Below are 17,556 nucleotides of genomic sequence, written 5' to 3' on the forward strand. Positions count from 1 at the left end.
CTGTGCTTCAGCCGGCTGTTGATCCCATTACTTGTAAGCTACTCCCCTTTAATGATTGGTTCAAGCTTGGTTTTTACTTATCTTCGGAATTATAGGCATCGATGATCTTCTGTGCGATCTGAGCCGGAACCTCTTCATACCGTTCAAACTTCATGGCAAAGGTTCCTCTTGCCTGAGTCATGGCTCTCAGTGTAATCGCGTAGTCGAAAAGTTCTGCCTGGGGAGCTTCTGCCATCAGCTTCTGGCTTCCGTCCGCCTGTGGTTCCATACCGAGGATTTTCCCTCTTCTTTTATTCATGTCGCCCATTACATCGCCCATGTATTCGTCCGGAACCATAATATCCAGATGCATAACAGGTTCCAGCAGAACCGGCTTGGCTTCTTTAATTCCTTTTTTAAAGGCTAAAGAAGCGGCGATCTTGAAGGCCATTTCATTGGAGTCTACATCGTGATAGGAACCATCATACAGATCCGCTTTCACGTTTACAACTTTACATCCGGCGAGAGGTCCCTTTTCGGTAGATTCGATCAGACCCTTTTCAACTGCCGGCACATAGTTCTTGGGAATTGCTCCGCCGAACAAGGATTCGGTAAACTCGAACTCTTCCTGAGACGGCGAGAACTTGATATGCACGTCACCATACTGGCCGGCGCCTCCGGATTGCTTCTTATGTTTGCCCTGAACGTCTGAAGTACCCTTGATCGTCTCTCTATAAGCAATCTTCTGGGGAAGGGTTTTTACTTCTACTCCAAAGCGGTCTTTCAGCTTGGCCATGATGATGTTCAGCTGCATTTCGCCTTGACCGCCCAGCAGTGTCTGATGGGTTTCGTTGTTCCTTTCAACTACGAAGGACGGGTCCTCTTCTTTTAACCTGGAAAGGCCAGAGAACACTTTATCTTCGTCTTTCTTGTCGGCAGCTTCAATTGCTACAAACAGAGACGGTGCCGGGAAGTCCAGCGGCAGGTAACGAATAATATCGTTTTTATCGCAAAGGGTATCACCGGAAAGGGTATTCTGCAGCTTGGTTACCGCTACAATATCGCCTGCTTCCGCATAATTTAATTCCTGCTGTTCCTTGCCCCTGAGGAAGAACAGCTTACCCAGCTTTTCAGTTTTGCCTGCTCTCTCGTTGAGGATTTCCATACCGGAGGTGAGTTTGCCTGTAACCACTTTCATCACGGAAATCTTTCCTACGAACGGGTCAACGATGGTTTTAAATACGAACGCTGATGGAGATGCGTCTACTACGCACAGCCGCTCAACCGGTTCGTTCTTATCGTTAAAGCCTTTGTAAGGGCCATGCTGCAGCGGTGTTGGTACATATGTAACCAACAGATCCAGCAGCCCTTCGATTCCATGTCCCAAAGAGAATGCCGATGAGCATACCGGAACGATTCCGCCGTCCGCGATTCCTTTTACCAGACCTTTTTTAATCTCTTCATCGGTAAAAGCATCGCCGTTAAAATACTTTTCCATCAGCTCATCGTCTGTCATGGCGATGGCTTCCTTAAGGTCTTCGTCGATCTCAGCTGACAGAGGCCAGCTGAACGGGATAAGCGTTTCTCCAAATTTCGCCTTCAGTTCATCGAAGGTCTTATAGAAGTCAAATTCGTCCTTGTCCCTTTTATTTATAACAATGAATCTAGGCATCTTGTATCGTTCGCAGGCTTTCCACGCATGCTCAGTTCCCACCTGAATACCTGCTCCGGCATCCACCAGGATTACTGCAGCTTCGGAAGCTCTCAGTGCTGCGTTAACTTCTCCGATGAAATCAAAATATCCCGGAGTGTCGATGAAATTGATCTTACTGTCCTTCCATTCAACCGGAACGATCGAAGTGTTGATGGAAAAGCCTTTTTCAACCTCCATTTTATCGTAGTCAGAAACCGTATTTCCATCTTCTACTTTACCTAATCTGCCGATTACGCCCGTTTCGAGAAGTGCAGATTCCAGAAAAGTAGTTTTACCACATCCGCCATGCCCGACAAGTGCAACATTTCTGATAGTTTCGCTCGTATAGCCTTTCATATTAAGACCTCCTAAATCTCTTTTTTCACTAATGCCCATATTATATCATCGATGCAGATTGATAGCAATATAACAGGCTCATGTTTTCTGAATTTTAAGTAAAGTGGAGACAAAATCTTCCGCTAATTCAGGCCGTTTCCCAGGTATCGCTTTACAAACTCCTCCAAAGGCTCTGCTTTCCCGTAGAAATGCCCTTGATAAATGTCGCAGCCCAGCTCCCGCAGCAGATCCCGCTGCTGCTTCGTTTCCACATATTCGGCGACCACGCGGAAATCCAAATCCTCTGATAGCTTGATAATTCCGGAAATAATATCCTTGGACCTTCTGTTGTCCAGCATTTGTGTTACCAGCTTCCCATCCAGCTTCACTTCATCAAAGGCCATGTTCTGGAGATAGAGCATGGACCCATGACCCATGCCAAAATCATCGATGCTCACCTTATAGCCCTTTTCACGCAGCCGGTTGATCCGCTGCTGCATCTGGGGCGAGCTGTTGAGCAGTACCCGCTCTGTGATCTCAAAGACCAACTGGGCATCCCCCAAATCATATCCATCAATCATCTGAAGGGCCTTTTCCAAATGGGCATCATCCTCCATCTGGTAAGGAGACAGATTGATGGAGACGTTCAGTTTCTTGAAGTAAATCTGGTTCATATGCTGCACATCCTGACAAACCTTTTCTATGATATAGAGCCCCAGCTTCGGCAGAAACCCGCCTTCATAGGCAATATCAATGAGCAGCGGCGGCGAGATGTTTCCTGCCACCGGATGTTCCCATCGCAAAAGCGCCTCCGCACCATGTATGGTTTTATCCCTGTTGATCTGTATCTGATAATGAAGCTGCACCTGCCCCCTGTCAATTGCGTTTTCCATATCCAAAGCCAGCGCTTTGGCCGCATACTCAAAGGGGCTGGTTCCAGTCATCAATTCAGGGGCTTTTCCCGCTGTCTCGCATTGAAACATCGCCTTCTCCATATCCTTCACAGAAGTGCGGAAAGCGGCAGTCTGCTTTCGTTCGCTGATCTTTATAAAAGGGATATAGATGCAGGTCCCTACGGCCACATTGAACAGCTGAAGCAAACTGCCGGCCATAGAGCCGGTGGCCTGATATCCGCTGAACAAAACGGGAGCCGTCCATTCCACCGAATTGCTCACCATCGGCACCAGCCCCAGCGCCATAGCCCCGCTGCTGATCAGGGTCAGCACGATCGGTGCGGCGATGAAGGGAATGATCATAGCTGAGTTAAAGATTACAGGAAAACCAAAAATAACAATTTCGCTGATATTGAAAAACACAAAAGGACTGGCCACCTGAGCCAATTTGCGATTGTTGCTTTTCCTTGAGGCAATAAAAAGCGCCAGCACCAAGCAGAACGCAGCTCCGCATCCTCCAATAAAGGCAAAGGTATCGAGAAAGGTTTTCGAAAAAATCTCTGTCGGCGCCTGTCCTGCACTGATAAGAGCCTGGTTTATTTCCACACCTTCCTCAAAAAATTGTTTTGCTACTGCCTCCAGCGTATTGGTTCCATGGATCCCAAAGAACCAAAGCAGGTGGGAGAAAAACACATACAAAAGAATGCCCAGAAGATTTTTTCCGATTTCATTGAAAAGTTTTAAGAACAGATAAGAACCGAAGTTGGTAATATTTCCTGTATCTGTCACCGAACGCAGCGCAAGTCCCAAAATCCCGAAAAAAACGCAAATAACGGCAATAGGAACCAGTCCTTTGATGGACAGATTGAACATAAAGTCAGCCCCAATGGTATGCAGCTTTTTGACGCGATGGATCAAACCCATGAGTTTTCTCAGCAGACCGCTGGAAATCAGAGCAATGCACATGGCGGAAAAAACCCAGTCCGCTCCAAACACATATACGCTCTGCCCCTGCAGGCCGCCGCAAAAGGCCAGATACGCGCACACGGCCGCCACCGGATAGAGGGGAGCCTCATCCTTCTGCACCATCTGTCCAAAAGAGATACTGATGGTGATAAGTAGAATCAGCGCCAGCGATCCCAAGGTAACCGTATATAAAAATCCCAAAAGCTTGCTGACAGTCCCCCCTGCCATGGTGCTCAAAAAAGCCTGATATCCTTCATGGGGAAAGCTGTTTAATAACAACGCAAGCGACCCCACAATCAAAAATGGGGTCGCCAATGCCAGTCCTCGTTTTATTGATAATCCATATGGCGTTTTATACAGCTCTAAAATTCGTTTCATCTCTCTGCTGCTTGGGCCCTCCAGGCCCGACATCTCTAAAATTCCGCCGTCTTTGGCGTCCTCGGGAACGGCAGAACGTCACGAATATTGCCCATACCGGTCAGATACATGATAATCCGTTCCAGACCCAGTCCGTAGCCCGCATGCTTGACGCCGCCGTATCTGCGGAGATCCATGTACCACCAATAGTCTTTTTCGTCCAAACCCAGTTCATCCATTCTGGCTTTCAGAACATCATAACGCTCTTCCCTCTGGCTGCCGCCGATGATTTCGCCCACACCGGGCACCAGCAGGTCGCAGGCCGCTACTGTCTTGTTATCATCATTGAGGCGCATGTAGAAGGCCTTGATCTCCTTGGGATAATCGGTTACAAAAACTGGTTTTTTATAGATTTCTTCGGTCAAATAGCGTTCATGCTCTGTCTGCAGATCAATCCCCCATTCAACCGGATATTCAAATTTTTTGCCGGACTTTTTCAGAAGCTCCACAGCCTCCGTATAGGTGACGCGGGCAAACTCCGCGTTTACCAGCGCAGTCAGTCGATCCAGCAGTCCTTTATCCATGAATTTATTAAAGAATTCCATTTCTTCCGGCGCATGCTCCAAGACATACTGAATGATATACTTGATCATTGCTTCTGCTAAATCCATATTATCGGAAAGATCAGCAAAGGCCACCTCCGGCTCAATCATCCAGAATTCGGATGCATGTCTTGCCGTGTTGGAGTTCTCCGCCCGGAAGGTGGGCCCAAAGGTATAAACGTTGCGGAATGCCAGAGCAAAGGTTTCCGCTTCCAGCTGCCCGCTTACCGTAAGACTGGTTTCCTTGCCGAAAAAGTCCTGGCTGTAATCAATGGAATCGTTTTCCATTCTTGGCGGGTTGTCCATATCCAACGTGGTGATGCGGAACATTTCGCCGGCCCCCTCGCAGTCGCTGCCGGTTACGATTGGCGTATGCACATATACAAAATCGTTTTCTTGAAAAAATTTATGAATGGCGTAAGACACTAAAGACCGTATCCGGAACACGGCAGAAAAGGTGTTGCTCCTTGGTCTTAAATGAGCGATTTCCCGCAAAAACTCCATACTATGGCGTTTTTTCTGCAGCGGGTAATCCGACGCCGAATCGGCCTCGACCACCACTTCTTTCGCTTTAATTTCGAAAGGCTGCTTGGCATTTGGAGTCAGCACAAAGTCGCCTTTTACTTTCAAGGCTGCCGCCACCGGAACCTTGGCAATCTCTTCAAAATTATCAATAAATTCCGCTTCATAGACAACCTGCACGGATTTAAAAAACGTGCCGTCGTTCAGTTCAATGAACCCGAATTTGTTGGAGCCGCGGTTGGTTCTTACCCAGCCGTGAACCACGATTTCTTGATCCGCATATTTCTCTGTCTCCCTGAAAAGGGTTCTCAGTTGTATGTCCTTCATTATTCAGTTCTCCTTTTTTATCATTGTGATCCCCTGCCATCACAAATTTTTTATTTGAAAAAAGCCGGAAACCAAAGGATTCCGGCCGTATCTTCCTATTTCTCCAGCGGTTTCATTGTCGGGAAGAGAATAATATCCCGAATGCTCGGCGCATCAGTAATCAGCATGATCACTCGGTCGATACCGATACCCAGCCCTCCTGTCGGCGGCAGTCCTACTTCCAATGCATTTACAAAGTCTTCATCCATTGGATGGGCTTCATCGTCCGTGCCGTCGTCCAGCTGTGCCTGCTGCTCTTTAAATCGCTCATACTGGTCGATGGGGTCGTTGAGCTCCGAGAACGCGTTGGCGATCTCCCAGCCATTGATATAGGCTTCAAACCTTCTGGTAATTCTCGGGTCTTCCGGGTCCCTCTTGGAGAGAGGCGAAATTTCCACCGGATGGCCGGTGACGAATACCGGACCGTCCAGATATCCCGGAACGTCTTCACAATATTCCTCGAACATTTCCGCAAGAATCTTTCCTCTGGTCATATCCTTGACTTCATCTTTATCCATGCCCTGGCCGATCGCCGCTTTTCTGGCTTCTTCATCTGTGGTGATCTGATCAAAGTCCACGCCGGTGATCTCTTTGATCGCATCGCTCATCTTCAGCCTTCTCCATGGCGGAGTCAGGTCAAAGGATTTTCCCTGATAATTGATAACCATGCTTCCGGTGGCCTTCAGCGCAGCCTTAGATACAACCTGCTCTGTCACTTCCATCGTTGTTTCCATGTTGCCGTAGGCCATGTAACATTCCATGGATGTGAATTCCGGGTTATGGTTTCTATCCATGCCTTCATTTCTGAACATCTTGCCCATTTCATAAACCCGGTCCAGGCCGCCTACTACCAATCTTTTGAGGTAGAGTTCGTTGGAAATACGCATTTTCATATCCAGATCCAGCGTATTGTGGTGGGTCTCAAAGGGACGCGCATTGGCGCCGCCGGCAATGGTGGTGAGGATCGGAGTATCCACTTCCAGATATCCGTAATCTTCTTCCAATACCCGCTTGATCTCCTTGATGATCGCAGCACGCTTAATGAACATTTCCTTTACGTCCTGGTTCATGATCAGATCCACATAGCGCTGTCTGTAGCGAATGTCCGTATCTTTCAGACCATGCCATTTGTTGGGCAGTACCTGCAGGGATTTGGAGAGCAGCACCATGCTGGATACCTCGATGGTGATCTCGCCCCTCTGGGTTTTGAATACTTTTCCCACGATCCCGTAAATATCTCCGATATCGGAAGTTTTAAACCATTTATATTCTTCATCCCCCAGGATGTCCTTTTTCACGTGGCACTGGATCCGGCCTTTATAGTCCTGAATATCGATGAAAGAAGCTTTGCCCATGCCTCTCTTGGCCATCATTCTTCCGGCAATGGATACTTCTTTTCCGTCCATTTGTTCAAAGCTGTCCTTAATATCCTGACTGTAAGCATTCACATCCCATTTTTCCACCAAAAACGGATTTCTGCCTGCTTCCTGCAGATTTTTCAGCTTATCCCTTCGTATTTTCCTCTGCTCGTTTAATCCTTCTTCAGTCAGTTCCTCTGTTTCCGGATTCACATTCTGCGTTTTCTTTTGTTCGCTCATTTTGTACTACCTCTAACTTTATTTTTTTATGATGTCTAATATTTTATACGTAATGATTCCATCCGGAACTTCGACTGTTACTTCCTGTCCAGCCTTGTTGCCCAGCAGTGCCCTGCCCACCAGGGATTCATTGGAGATCTTTCCTTCAAACGGGTCTGCCTCTGTTGAGCCTACTATGGTAAACATCTCTTCTTCTTTTGTATCTAAATCCTGTACTTTTACAGTCAGCCCTACGGTCACCTGGTCTCCAGCGAGTTCACTGTCATCGATGATCTTTGCTTTTCGAATCATATTCTCCAGCTTGTTGATCTTCTCCTCCAGCTCAGCCTGTTCGTTCTTAGCAGCATCATAGTCCGCATTTTCGGATATATCCCCTTGTGCAATGGCATCTTTGAGTTTTTCTGCCACTTCCGCTCTTTTTACTGCGACAAGCTCCTCATGCTCCCTTACGATTTTATCGTATCCTTCTTTGGTTAACAGTATTTCTTCTGTCATTCGTTAATCTCCTTTCGACCCATGTCATATCGTAATATTATAATGCGCAGAGCTTAAAATGTCAATGATTTGAGGGGACTTTACCGCGCTCATACAGGACCATCTCTTCTAATTCTTCTTTATTCGATAATTTGTTCGATTCAGATCAAATTGGCGGGCGCTTTTTTCAGGGAAAATATGGTTGAGAAAGATGTTTCTCTTAAGGTTATTGTGGCCGGTTGGCTGAGACAGTTCTGGCAACAGGGAAAGCCGTCCAATGTAATCAGACCCGCTTAGGGCGCATTGTCTCAAATCGGGAAAATTTTATTGAAAGGTTTTATTTTTTACGCAAAGTTGTGGGTTTGCGAGGTCTGATCTGGGCAACTTGCGGCCTGCACAGCCTCAAGGCGAATCTGAAAGCGCCTGGCCGTTGAAACCTGCGTAAATATTGAAATCTTTTTTTACTTTTTTCCCAAAGCTCCCCACAGGGTCTCCACATCCTCTCTTCAAGCCGCAGCCGCTTCGCATCCCGGTAAACTTCTGTAATGTAAACTCACTTTCTTTTTAAACCGACCTTGTCTATCCGATGGTCAGAATAGCATACAATTTGACCGCAATTTCACCATTCTACAAAACATGTGCTTTTATGCCCTAGTTTTTTCCAATCTAGGTTCTTGTAACACAACTCATTTTAAGGTAGAATAAAAAAGCATAAAGCATCTACAGCACCAAAAGGGAGGTCTTCAATGTCACAAGACAAAATTATGGTTGTGGATAATGAAATGGAAATTATTCAGCTAATGAAGCTGTATCTTTCAAGAGAAGGCTACGATGTGATCTGGACGACAGACAGCACGAAAGCGGCTGCGATGGCTCAGGAACAAAATCCGGATTTGATTTTGCTGGATGTGGTGATGCCCGGGCTTTCCGGGATTGAATTGTGCGGGAAAATCCGCGAATACAGCGATGTACCGATCCTCTTCGTCAGCTGCAAAGGCCAGGATATGGACAAAGTTCTGGGGCTGTCCATAGGCGGAGACGATTACATCACCAAGCCGTTCAGCCCAACCGAGCTGGTGGCGCGTGTCAAGGCCCATTTACGAAGAAGACATTTAAGTAATTCCTCCGGCGGCATATCTGAGGAGCAGCGGAACATTCTTTCCGTAGGCCGTCTGGAGATCGATTTGTCCGCTCATACGGTAACGGTGGACGGTACGCCAGTTCATCTGACAGCCAAGGAATTCGAGCTCCTAGTGCTCTTATCCAAATATCCCAACCGTGTCTTTACTGGCAGACAGATTTTTGACAATCTCTGGGACACCTATGGAATTGACGACGATGTCCGTACAGTCATGGTACATATCAGCAATCTTCGAAAAAAAATTGAGCCCAATCCGGAGAAACCTCAATATATTTTAACGGTTCGGGGAGTCGGGTATAAATTGGTATCTCAATGATGTCTACGATCGAAAAGTCACAAAGAAAGCTGCCCGCAGGCAGCCCTCTTTGTGAGTGTTTTAAAAATGTCTTTAATATTTCACAGGAACCTGTACGCCCATTGATTTGAGCCCTTCTTCGAGGCAAACGAAGAAATCGTCAACATCCTTTGGTACGATGGTGCCCAGTGCACACAGTCTGAATGTCGGCAGGTCGGAAACCTTGCCCGGATAAATCGTGAACCCTCTCTCATATACATAGTCATGGATCGTGGTGAAGTCAAAGTTCGGGTCGTTTGGATACAGTACGGATACGACCAGTTTGGACTGCATCTCTCTTGGAATGATCGTCTGGAATCCCAATCTGTCGAGGCCCTTATAAATTGCTTCCCATAAGGACTGATGTCTTTCCCACTTGGCCTGTTCGCCAACTTCCCAGTATTCCTTGATCGCCTGCCGGGTCGCATAGATGGTCTGTACCGGAGGTGTGAAGTGCATTTCGCCCTTATTTTTGATGAAGTCATACTGCATATACAAATTGGTGTAGTAGGATCTGGTCGGATAGTCTTTTGACTCTTCCAATTTCGCCGTATTTCCGATTACATAGGACAAACCTGTCATGGACATGAGGCCCTTCTGAGCGGATGCCATGATAAAGTCCAGATTGTCTTTATCCATGTCGATCGGTATCATTGCGTAAGTAGAAGTGGTATCAACGACCATGGTCTTATCATATTTATGGGCTACAGCGCCGATTTCCCGAATTGGATTCAGGATACCGGTACCTGTCTCGTGGTGACAGCAGTATACAACTGCGATGTCCGGATCAGCTTTGATGGCTTCTTCCGCTTTTGCCACGTCGATGGGTTCTGTGATCGGAAGCTTCAGGTTGATATGGTCCATATGATAGTATTGGGCAACTTCCGCGCCTCTTGCAGAGTATGCGCCGTTGTTGAGGATTAAAATCTTTTTCCCTGCAGGAACCAAGGAGCTGACGCAAGCGTCGATGTTGATAGTTCCGGAACCTGTAAATAATACGGCAGTGTATTTATTCAGATCACCATGAACAATTTTAACCAGGTCTTCACCCATTTCCTTCATGATCTGACCGAATTCTTTTTCCCTAGGGCAGATATCAGGAACTACCTGTGCATACTTGACCGTATCAGTTGTCGTAGCAGGACCAGGGTTCAACAGTACATTTCTTTTTACTTTTGGATAATCCATTTTTCTTCCTCCTTTATACTTAAGTTCTAACAAACCAGTTACCTTAACGATGATTATACTGTTTTTTCTGTATTCTTTTTATTCAGGCCCCATCCGGCAGCGATGGAAATTACGATGATCGCGATGCATACGCCGGCGATAGCTGTGAATACCAAATTCCAGTTGCCGCTGCTTGTGAGCATACTTCCAAAGTAAATTGCCTGAACAGACGCCCCCAGATATGCAAAACAGTCCAGTATACCTGCTGCGGTTCCAGCAAAGGCTCTTCCGCCTACGTCTGTAGCATAGGCCCAAACCAGACCATTAATCGCATAGATGAAAAATCCTGCGATGAACAGCAGTGCGCCTGCCAGAACACCTGGTTCAACAGTTCTGAAAAAGAATACGGTTGCGCCTGAAACTGCTGCACAGATAATTACCATAGGAAGCCTATTGTCAGAGAAAAATTTATCTGACAGCCATGGAATAACAAATGTTCCAAAAGCCATTCCCAGCGGCAGCAGAACGGTACCTAATGCGCCGTCTTCAATGTCCACGCCGAAATTTTCTACATAATATGTAGGAACCCAGTTCAAAAGGCCATATCTTGCTATGCTGGCCCCAGCTATAATCAGCAGCCAGCAATCGAATCTCCACATCTTGAAAAGATGAGCATAAGGATAAAGTTTGCCTTTTTCCTTAACCAATTGCATTAATTCCTCATCCTGCTGGTTCCTCTTGGCATTGCTGTCCACATATTCTTTCAGCCCAATCTTAGATGGGCTATCTTTACAAATGAATTTGTAAGCGATGCCGGCAATTACCATGAATACCACCGGCAGAATGAATCCGGCTTTCCATCCGAACCCCGGCATGATGATAAATGCAAGGGATACGGTAAGAGCGGCCAGTACTTGCCCGAATCCGGAAAATGCGTTTGCAAATCCTGTGGCAAACCCGCGCTTGTTGCCGGGCCACCATTTGGAAAGAAGCGCCATTCCAGGCGACCACAGCATAGACTGGGCGTATCCATTTATACCCCAGAGAATAGCGATGATCACAAGGCTGGATTGGAATCCAATCAGCAAATTGGCCGCAGCGGACATAAACATCCCGACAACAATGAATCTGTTTACACCGAAAATTTCTCCAAGTCTTCCATTAAATAAATGTCCGATACCATAGGTCCAGAACAGTACTGACGATAAAATCCCCAAATCCAACTTTGTCCAGCCCTCTTCCTCTATCATCGCAGGCATTACATACGAGAGGTTCTGCCGGCCGCAGTAGAGGATACAGTACAAAACTGAGAAGGCCAATAACACGATCCAAGAATTTTTATTAAAAAGTTTATACTCTTCCGGAGTATAGCCTAATGTATCCACAACTTTTTTCTCTTTGTTTTCCATTAGCAATCCTCCTACTTTCTACCTTAAAAATCAATCAATAATTCCACTTTACATGAAAGCGAGGCACTCCCTCATGCGACTGGAGTGCGGGAGTGCCTCGTTGGTAAGCTAAACTTAAATTGTCTCGATGATGCCCTGTCCCGGTCTTTCGCCTCTTCTAAGTCTCGGTTCGATCTGTCCGAAGATGATTTCTGGAACATATCCTACGTGCGGTACGAGGAAGTCAGGCTTTGAAGCCGCTAACTCGTCATATGTATTTGAGCCGGATGCATAAAGACCAATGGTCCATGCGCCTGCGTTGTTACCGCATTTCATACCAGCTGCCGTATCATCAATTTTTACTACTGCTTCGCAAGGAATAGCCTTCTTCGTGATCTCATAAGCCTGCAGCATGCAGTCATATACCATGAACGGAGCCGGTCTGCCCGGAACCTTTTCAGCGTTGGTTACTACGTCAAACTTCATGCCGAATTTTTCTTCCAGCATCTTGTTCAGTGCGATGGAGTCTTCCTGATAGTATCCGGTATCACAACCGATCAGGATTCCAGCTTCACGCAGTTTGTCGATACATTCAACAGCTCCTGGGATTGGTTTTGCTAAATCTTCGTCAACAATGTATTTGCTCATCAGTGGACGGAACGCTGCAAGTACGTTATCAAAGTCATCTTCGTTCCAAGGACGTCCGTATTTTTCTTCCCACTGTGCGGAAACTTCCGGCAGGCTCAGCAGCATTCTCAGGTGAGTTGGTTTGAAGTTACCCATCGGCTTTCTGATTGTAGCCCAGTCACATTCGATGCCGAACTGCTGTAATGCTTCGTAGAAAGGTACAACCGGTGCTTTACATCCTCTCAGGTCATCCAGTGCCCATCTGTTTCTCAGGTCTCCAGGGCCATCGCAAAATGTTCCTGCTGTGTCCAGTACGGCTAATTCGATCTTTCCTGTGTAACGTCTGTTATACATGTTTGTTCCTCCTTTAAAATAATGGTGATTTCCATTTCATTAACTTTGTTTTTGTTTATGTCTATACTATAACCGACCCGTTTAAAGTCCCCATCAAGATAACCTTTAGCTTTGTATAAGGAATTCTAAAGATTCGTTAAAGAGTGAATAGTCTGAAATTATTTGCTTACAAAGAAAAACGCTCCAAGGGGCAAGTTTCCTCGCTTCCTGAAGCGTTCAAGCGTCTTTTCCGGCATAATCCCTACAACCTAAATCCATCCAAGGTTTTTACATATCGGCTGCATAATGCCTTAATTTGGTCTTCATTAATACCTTCACTTTGATCATAAACACCTACTACATAATACCCGGCAGCGGCAGCAGTCTTTACAGCATGCAGCGCGTCCTCAAAAATAACGGTACTGTCCCTGCTGGTCCCCATCAGCTCCGCGGCTCGATCGTACACCAGAGGGTGATCTTTGCCACGGCCCACATCGCCGCAGGTAACAACATGGGAAAAGTAGCCGGAAACGCTCAGCCGGTCTAAAACCATAGTCACAATATCGCGGGGCGACGAACTGGCCACAGATAGGACAAGTTCCTCCTCCTTCAACCGCTTCAGTAAATCTCTAACTCCGGGTTTTAAGGTTACGTTTGTTCGATATTCCTCCTCTACGATCCTGTTAAAGCCTTGGAGTATTTCATCGATCTGTTGGGTTATGCCGTATTCTTCTTGAAACAATTCCGCCGCCTGTACCAGGCTGAGAGGCCGAAGCCGCTTCTTGAGATCGGGCTTGGGGACCTTTCCCTGCTGCTTTAAGTAGGTAATGCCAGTTGTATCCCAAATATACATGGAGTCGGTCAGCGTGCCGTCCATGTCAAAAATGGCGCCTTTAAAACGTTTCATCGGTGGAGTCTCCTTTTTTCTTAGTAGATGCCTTTATTATAGCCTGCATATCGCGATGCAGCAAGTTTGAGCGATAGGACGGGAGCTTCTTCTTGAGGCGGGTGGGAGCGGGCTTTGGCGGGCTGCCTTGGCGGACCAGATTTGGACGGACTGGTTGGGTGAGGCAGGTTTCGGCGGACCGGCAGCGATGCCGGCTATCAGATAAAACTTTTTTCAGGGCGGATTTTGATAGTTTTCCGCTTATTTCGAGTTGACTTTTGACACTCTGCCAAGGAGCACTCCGATTTTGGCAATCCGACCGGAGTCGCCCGCAAATATAAGCGCATTCATCAAAGCAAAAACCGCCCAAAAAGCGGCGGCTTTTGCTCTGATAAAAGGGTGTCCTCGGACTGACATTCCGATGACCAGTATTGTGAAAAGGGGCAAATTATTGAGTTTAGCTGCATTAATAATTAGGATCTTTTTAAAACGCGGAACCTGCTCCAGTGATGACCATTTTTGTCCCCATGTAGACCTTGGGTTCATTCTCCTTGGTTTCAACCATGATATCCGACGGTTTTTCTTCAATGGACCAAGTATTACAGCCGGCATCCATTAGCTGATGCTCGATATATTTGCGGCCTTCATGTATGGCATAGAACATGGCTTCGTCTTTGCTTCCATATATGAAACGCTCCCATGGGGTATTGAGGATATACTGATCTTCGTCCAGGCTGATCAAAAGCTCCACAGTAGCAGTTACTTTTCCCACCGCCGCCCCGTATGCATTTGCCACATCCGCATCTTGCGGAACAATCACCTTTGCATTTAACAGCTTGCCGGCATCATAGGTCCATGCGCATGCCGGAGCCCCGATCGCTACGATCGGCTTGCTAAGGTGAAACCTGGGACTTAACAGAACACCCCGGTCTTTGCGCAGTGCCGCTTCAATCAGGAACATAGCTTCCGGACTTTCAGTAAAGGTAAAATCCTCTCCCTCAAAATCAGCAGCGCTCTGGATACAGGTCATGGCTAGTTTGGTGTGGATTGCGTTTTCGACCATCTTTACGAATTTGCCTACTGGCATTTCTTTTCTTCTGGCCAAAATTTCCACACCCGCCTGGGACAAGTCCCGGTTCCATTGGTTGTACTTGCCCTGGACGTGGAGAATATCCGTTGGTGTAACAGATATTCTCGCCAGGATCCCGGATTCAACCAATGGAGTTAAATCTATCGTTTCAGGGTCCTCCCCAATGGCCCTCGCCAAATACGTCAGGCTATGAGGCCCGCCCTGAAGCTTTTCCAAGATCTTTTTTTCATGAGCCGGCGCATCCTTCGCCAGCTGTCCGCCTACATACATAAAACAATCGGCTTCCTGCTGGGAATAGGTTTTTAATTCGCCGACCCGTTTGAAACTTTGCAGCTCATGTACCAGCTGCGGATACTCCATGCCGATCACACACAGCGGCCATACTTTCTGCGGTCCGATCTGAACATTTCCCTTTTTGTCCAGATAAATCCGGCTGTCGCCGCCCAGACCGAAGGTTGAAATTTCTACAGCCTTAACTCTCGTCCGCCAGCCGCCTACTCTGGCGCCTTCCTTCTTTATTTTTACCGAACCTTCCGATACGTTGGCGATATCAGTCGTGGTTCCGCCCATATCCAGAACAAGGCCATCTCGTTTCCCTGTGAGTGCCAGTCCCCCGATCACGCTGGCTGCCGGGCCTGAGAGAATCGTATCGATGGGCCGTTCCTTTGCCATGGCTTCGGTCATCAAGGTGCCGTCGCCTTTTACGATCATAATCGCTGCATAAATGTTCTTTTCATGCAGTACCTTTTTTGTGGATTTAAGAAGTCCATCGATGATGGGAATCAATCTGCCGTTGAGTACAGCGGTTATGGTCCTGTGATAAAATCCCAGCGCCGATGTCAGCTGATGAGCGCAGACAACCGGAACGCCCAAAACCTCGTCTGCAATCCGTTTTATTTCCTTTTCGTGCTTCGGGTTGCGCACGCTGGCATACCCGGATACAGCCAAGGCGTCCACACGGCCTTTCATTTTTGACAAGGCTTCCCGTACCTCCTTGGGGTCCGGGTCTTCCTGCAGGCGGCCCATAATATCGAATCTGCCTTTCACTTTGACTGCGATTTCCGCAGGAACGTCTTCATCCAGTTCCGTTCCCATGTAAATCAATCCCACAGAAGCGCCCCGTCCTTCCACAATGGCATTGGTAGCCAGCGTCGTCGAAAGAGACACCAGACTAATGTCTTCCATTTTGTCAAAATCCAGATTGTCGATGCAGTTTTTAATGCCAATGGTTAAATCTTCTTTTGTGGTCAGCGCTTTTGCCTTGCAGACAATTTTACGCTCCGAAGAATTTACGATGACTCCGTCGGTATAGGTTCCACCCGTATCCATTCCCAATATAAAAGACATAATCGGCTCCTTCCATGATCTTTGATGGGTTTATGTTAATCCGGTTATGTCTATTTTTCAATATAAAATCAGAATTCTTTAAATAATCTTATACTTTTGTTCTCTATTCCCGCACTTCCGGTATGACCACCGTGTTTTTCTTGCTGACGACCATCCCGCATATGACCATACCGATGCACAAGCCTTCCATTATAACAAACACCGCCATTTTGTCGTCAAAAAAGCCCATGACAGCTGGGAATAAAACGCCCTCTGCACATGCTCCCAAATAAGCAAATCCATTCAGGATTCCGGCCGCGCTTCCTGGAAAAACTCGGCAGCCCTGATCAATAGCGTGAAGCCATAGGATACCATTGATCCCATAGAGCGCAAACCCCGTAAAAAAGATACCTACCAAAACAGCCCTGGTATCCTCAATCATGGGAAAAATCACCACTAAAGTTCCGCAGACCGCTGCCATGGCAGTAACAATAATACCTTTATTATTAAAAAGTTTCGTCCCTGCGATCCAAGTGATAATCAATGTTCCAAAGGCCATACCAATGGGCAGCGTTAGATTTGAAAAGGTACTGCTGAGAATCTGTCCTCCTCGCTCCTCTTCATAATAAAGCGGAATCCAGTTAAGCAGCCCATATCTACAGATACTAGACAGCATCGCGATCCCGCACCACCACCAAAATTTCTTCTGACTGAAAAAATATCGCCATGGTCCTTGTTTTCTATTGGAAATTCGCAGCAAAGCCTGCTCTCTAGCCTGATGCCTGTGATTTTTTATCTCATAGTCCAGGAGTCCCCTCTCTTCAGGTTTTTCCACAGCCGCCACACCGAAAAGATAGAGAAATGCCAGCAGAATGAGCATCGGCAGGATGAAATTTACCCGCCAATCCATGTCCGGCCAGGCAGCCATCAGCGCAGCCGGAATCAAATAAGCTGTAGCATGGGACATTCCAGAAAAGAAATTGGCGATGCCGATGCCTTTGCCCCGTTCTCCTTGTGTCCACCAATTTGCCAGCAGCGCGATCCCCCCGACCCAAATCATACTTTGAAAATATCCGTTGGCCAGCCAGATCATCAGTACAGCCGCCCAATTGTTTTGAAAAGCCACTGCCATATTGAGAAATACCGACATTACGCCGCCGATAATTATCACTTTTTTTGCTCCAATGCGGTCAGCCAGGTATCCATTAATAAAACTTCCCAGCGCATAGCTGATAAACACACTCATGGCGATCATTTCTTCTCTGACAGCAGTAATATCTAAATCCCGAGACATGATGTCCAGCATATTATTCACGTTGAATCGGCCTAAATATACCAAATTGTACATCAATGCAAAGGTTAGCAGGCTGATCCATTTACATTGGCTAAATTTTTTATCCACTGGAGACTCCTTAAACCGCTATTTACAATTTACTGTCTTTAATTTATCATAAAAGTGTAAAGGATTCAAATTTATT

General features: G+C 46.8%; 12 protein-coding genes. 1 reads left to right on the forward strand and 11 read right to left on the reverse strand.

The annotated features are described in order from the left end of the window. Positions 1–73: 73 nt before the first annotated feature. From LG211_RS06540 to greA, 5 genes are all read right to left on the reverse strand, one after another. Entirely contained in the window at positions 74–2,029 is a 1,956-nt protein-coding gene (locus tag LG211_RS06540) for an elongation factor G (protein ID WP_148397812.1), read from the reverse strand. 122 nt (positions 2,030–2,151) lie between these two features. Then, entirely contained in the window at positions 2,152–4,245 is a 2,094-nt protein-coding gene (locus LG211_RS06545) for an EAL domain-containing protein (protein ID WP_269477208.1), read from the reverse strand. Positions 4,246–4,280: 35 nt separating this feature from the next. Continuing rightward, on the reverse strand, positions 4,281–5,678 hold the full coding sequence (gene asnS, locus LG211_RS06550) for an asparagine--tRNA ligase (protein ID WP_465250788.1): 1,398 nt from the start codon (positions 5,676–5,678) through the stop codon (positions 4,281–4,283). Positions 5,679–5,770: 92 nt separating this feature from the next. After that, positions 5,771–7,312, reverse strand: a complete 1,542-nt coding sequence (gene lysS, locus LG211_RS06555) for a lysine--tRNA ligase (protein ID WP_148397816.1) — start codon at positions 7,310–7,312, stop codon at positions 5,771–5,773. A gap of 18 nt (positions 7,313–7,330) precedes the next feature. Further along, positions 7,331–7,807 carry a transcription elongation factor GreA gene (greA, locus tag LG211_RS06560; protein WP_148397818.1) on the reverse strand — a complete coding sequence of 159 codons (477 nt, stop codon included), beginning with the start codon at positions 7,805–7,807 and terminating at the stop codon, positions 7,331–7,333. A 725-nt stretch (positions 7,808–8,532) separates the two neighbouring features. On the opposite strand from greA, the gene LG211_RS06565 reads away from it, so the two are divergent. Beyond that, a complete protein-coding gene (locus LG211_RS06565) occupies positions 8,533–9,243 on the forward strand; it encodes a response regulator transcription factor (RefSeq protein WP_148397820.1) in 711 nt (236 codons plus the stop codon). A gap of 72 nt (positions 9,244–9,315) precedes the next feature. On the opposite strand, the gene LG211_RS06570 is transcribed toward LG211_RS06565, so the two are convergent. From LG211_RS06570 to LG211_RS06595, 6 genes are all read right to left on the reverse strand, one after another. After that, positions 9,316–10,449: a 2-aminoethylphosphonate aminotransferase gene (locus LG211_RS06570; RefSeq protein ID WP_148397822.1), complete on the reverse strand. Its 1,134-nt coding sequence runs from the start codon at positions 10,447–10,449 to the stop codon at positions 9,316–9,318. 53 nt (positions 10,450–10,502) lie between these two features. Then, positions 10,503–11,837: an MFS transporter gene (locus LG211_RS06575; RefSeq protein ID WP_148397824.1), complete on the reverse strand. Its 1,335-nt coding sequence runs from the start codon at positions 11,835–11,837 to the stop codon at positions 10,503–10,505. A gap of 114 nt (positions 11,838–11,951) precedes the next feature. Beyond that, complete coding sequence (locus tag LG211_RS06580) at positions 11,952–12,797, reverse strand: HAD hydrolase-like protein (protein ID WP_148397826.1); 846 nt, start codon at positions 12,795–12,797, stop codon at positions 11,952–11,954. Between the two features lie 241 nt (positions 12,798–13,038). Beyond that, on the reverse strand, positions 13,039–13,683 hold the full coding sequence (locus LG211_RS06585; RefSeq protein ID WP_148397828.1) for an HAD family hydrolase: 645 nt from the start codon (positions 13,681–13,683) through the stop codon (positions 13,039–13,041). Between the two features lie 463 nt (positions 13,684–14,146). Next, complete coding sequence (locus LG211_RS06590; RefSeq protein ID WP_269477209.1) at positions 14,147–16,099, reverse strand: hydantoinase/oxoprolinase family protein; 1,953 nt, start codon at positions 16,097–16,099, stop codon at positions 14,147–14,149. Positions 16,100–16,202: 103 nt separating this feature from the next. Next, a complete protein-coding gene (locus tag LG211_RS06595; protein ID WP_148397834.1) occupies positions 16,203–17,480 on the reverse strand; it encodes an MFS transporter in 1,278 nt (425 codons plus the stop codon). Positions 17,481–17,556 lie beyond the last annotated feature (76 nt).

Source organism: Hominibacterium faecale (assembly GCF_020734085.1).
Classification (GTDB): Bacteria; Bacillota; Clostridia; order Peptostreptococcales; family Anaerovoracaceae; genus Hominibacterium; species Hominibacterium faecale.

Excerpts from the sequence above, each read along its gene's own strand:
- lysS (WP_148397816.1), bottom strand. The coding sequence starts at position 7,312 with ATGAGCGAACAAAAGAAAACGCAGAATGTGAATCCGGAAACAGAGGAA.
- greA (WP_148397818.1), bottom strand. The coding sequence starts at position 7,807 with ATGACAGAAGAAATACTGTTAACCAAAGAAGGATACGATAAAATCGTA.
- LG211_RS06565 (WP_148397820.1), top strand. The coding sequence starts at position 8,533 with ATGTCACAAGACAAAATTATGGTTGTGGATAATGAAATGGAAATTATT.
- LG211_RS06545 (WP_269477208.1), bottom strand. The coding sequence starts at position 4,245 with ATGAAACGAATTTTAGAGCTGTATAAAACGCCATATGGATTATCAATA.
- LG211_RS06580 (WP_148397826.1), bottom strand. The coding sequence starts at position 12,797 with ATGTATAACAGACGTTACACAGGAAAGATCGAATTAGCCGTACTGGAC.
- LG211_RS06585 (WP_148397828.1), bottom strand. The coding sequence starts at position 13,683 with ATGAAACGTTTTAAAGGCGCCATTTTTGACATGGACGGCACGCTGACC.
- LG211_RS06575 (WP_148397824.1), bottom strand. The coding sequence starts at position 11,837 with ATGGAAAACAAAGAGAAAAAAGTTGTGGATACATTAGGCTATACTCCG.
- LG211_RS06540 (WP_148397812.1), bottom strand. The coding sequence starts at position 2,029 with ATGAAAGGCTATACGAGCGAAACTATCAGAAATGTTGCACTTGTCGGG.
- LG211_RS06590 (WP_269477209.1), bottom strand. The coding sequence starts at position 16,099 with ATGTCTTTTATATTGGGAATGGATACGGGTGGAACCTATACCGACGGA.
- LG211_RS06570 (WP_148397822.1), bottom strand. The coding sequence starts at position 10,449 with ATGGATTATCCAAAAGTAAAAAGAAATGTACTGTTGAACCCTGGTCCT.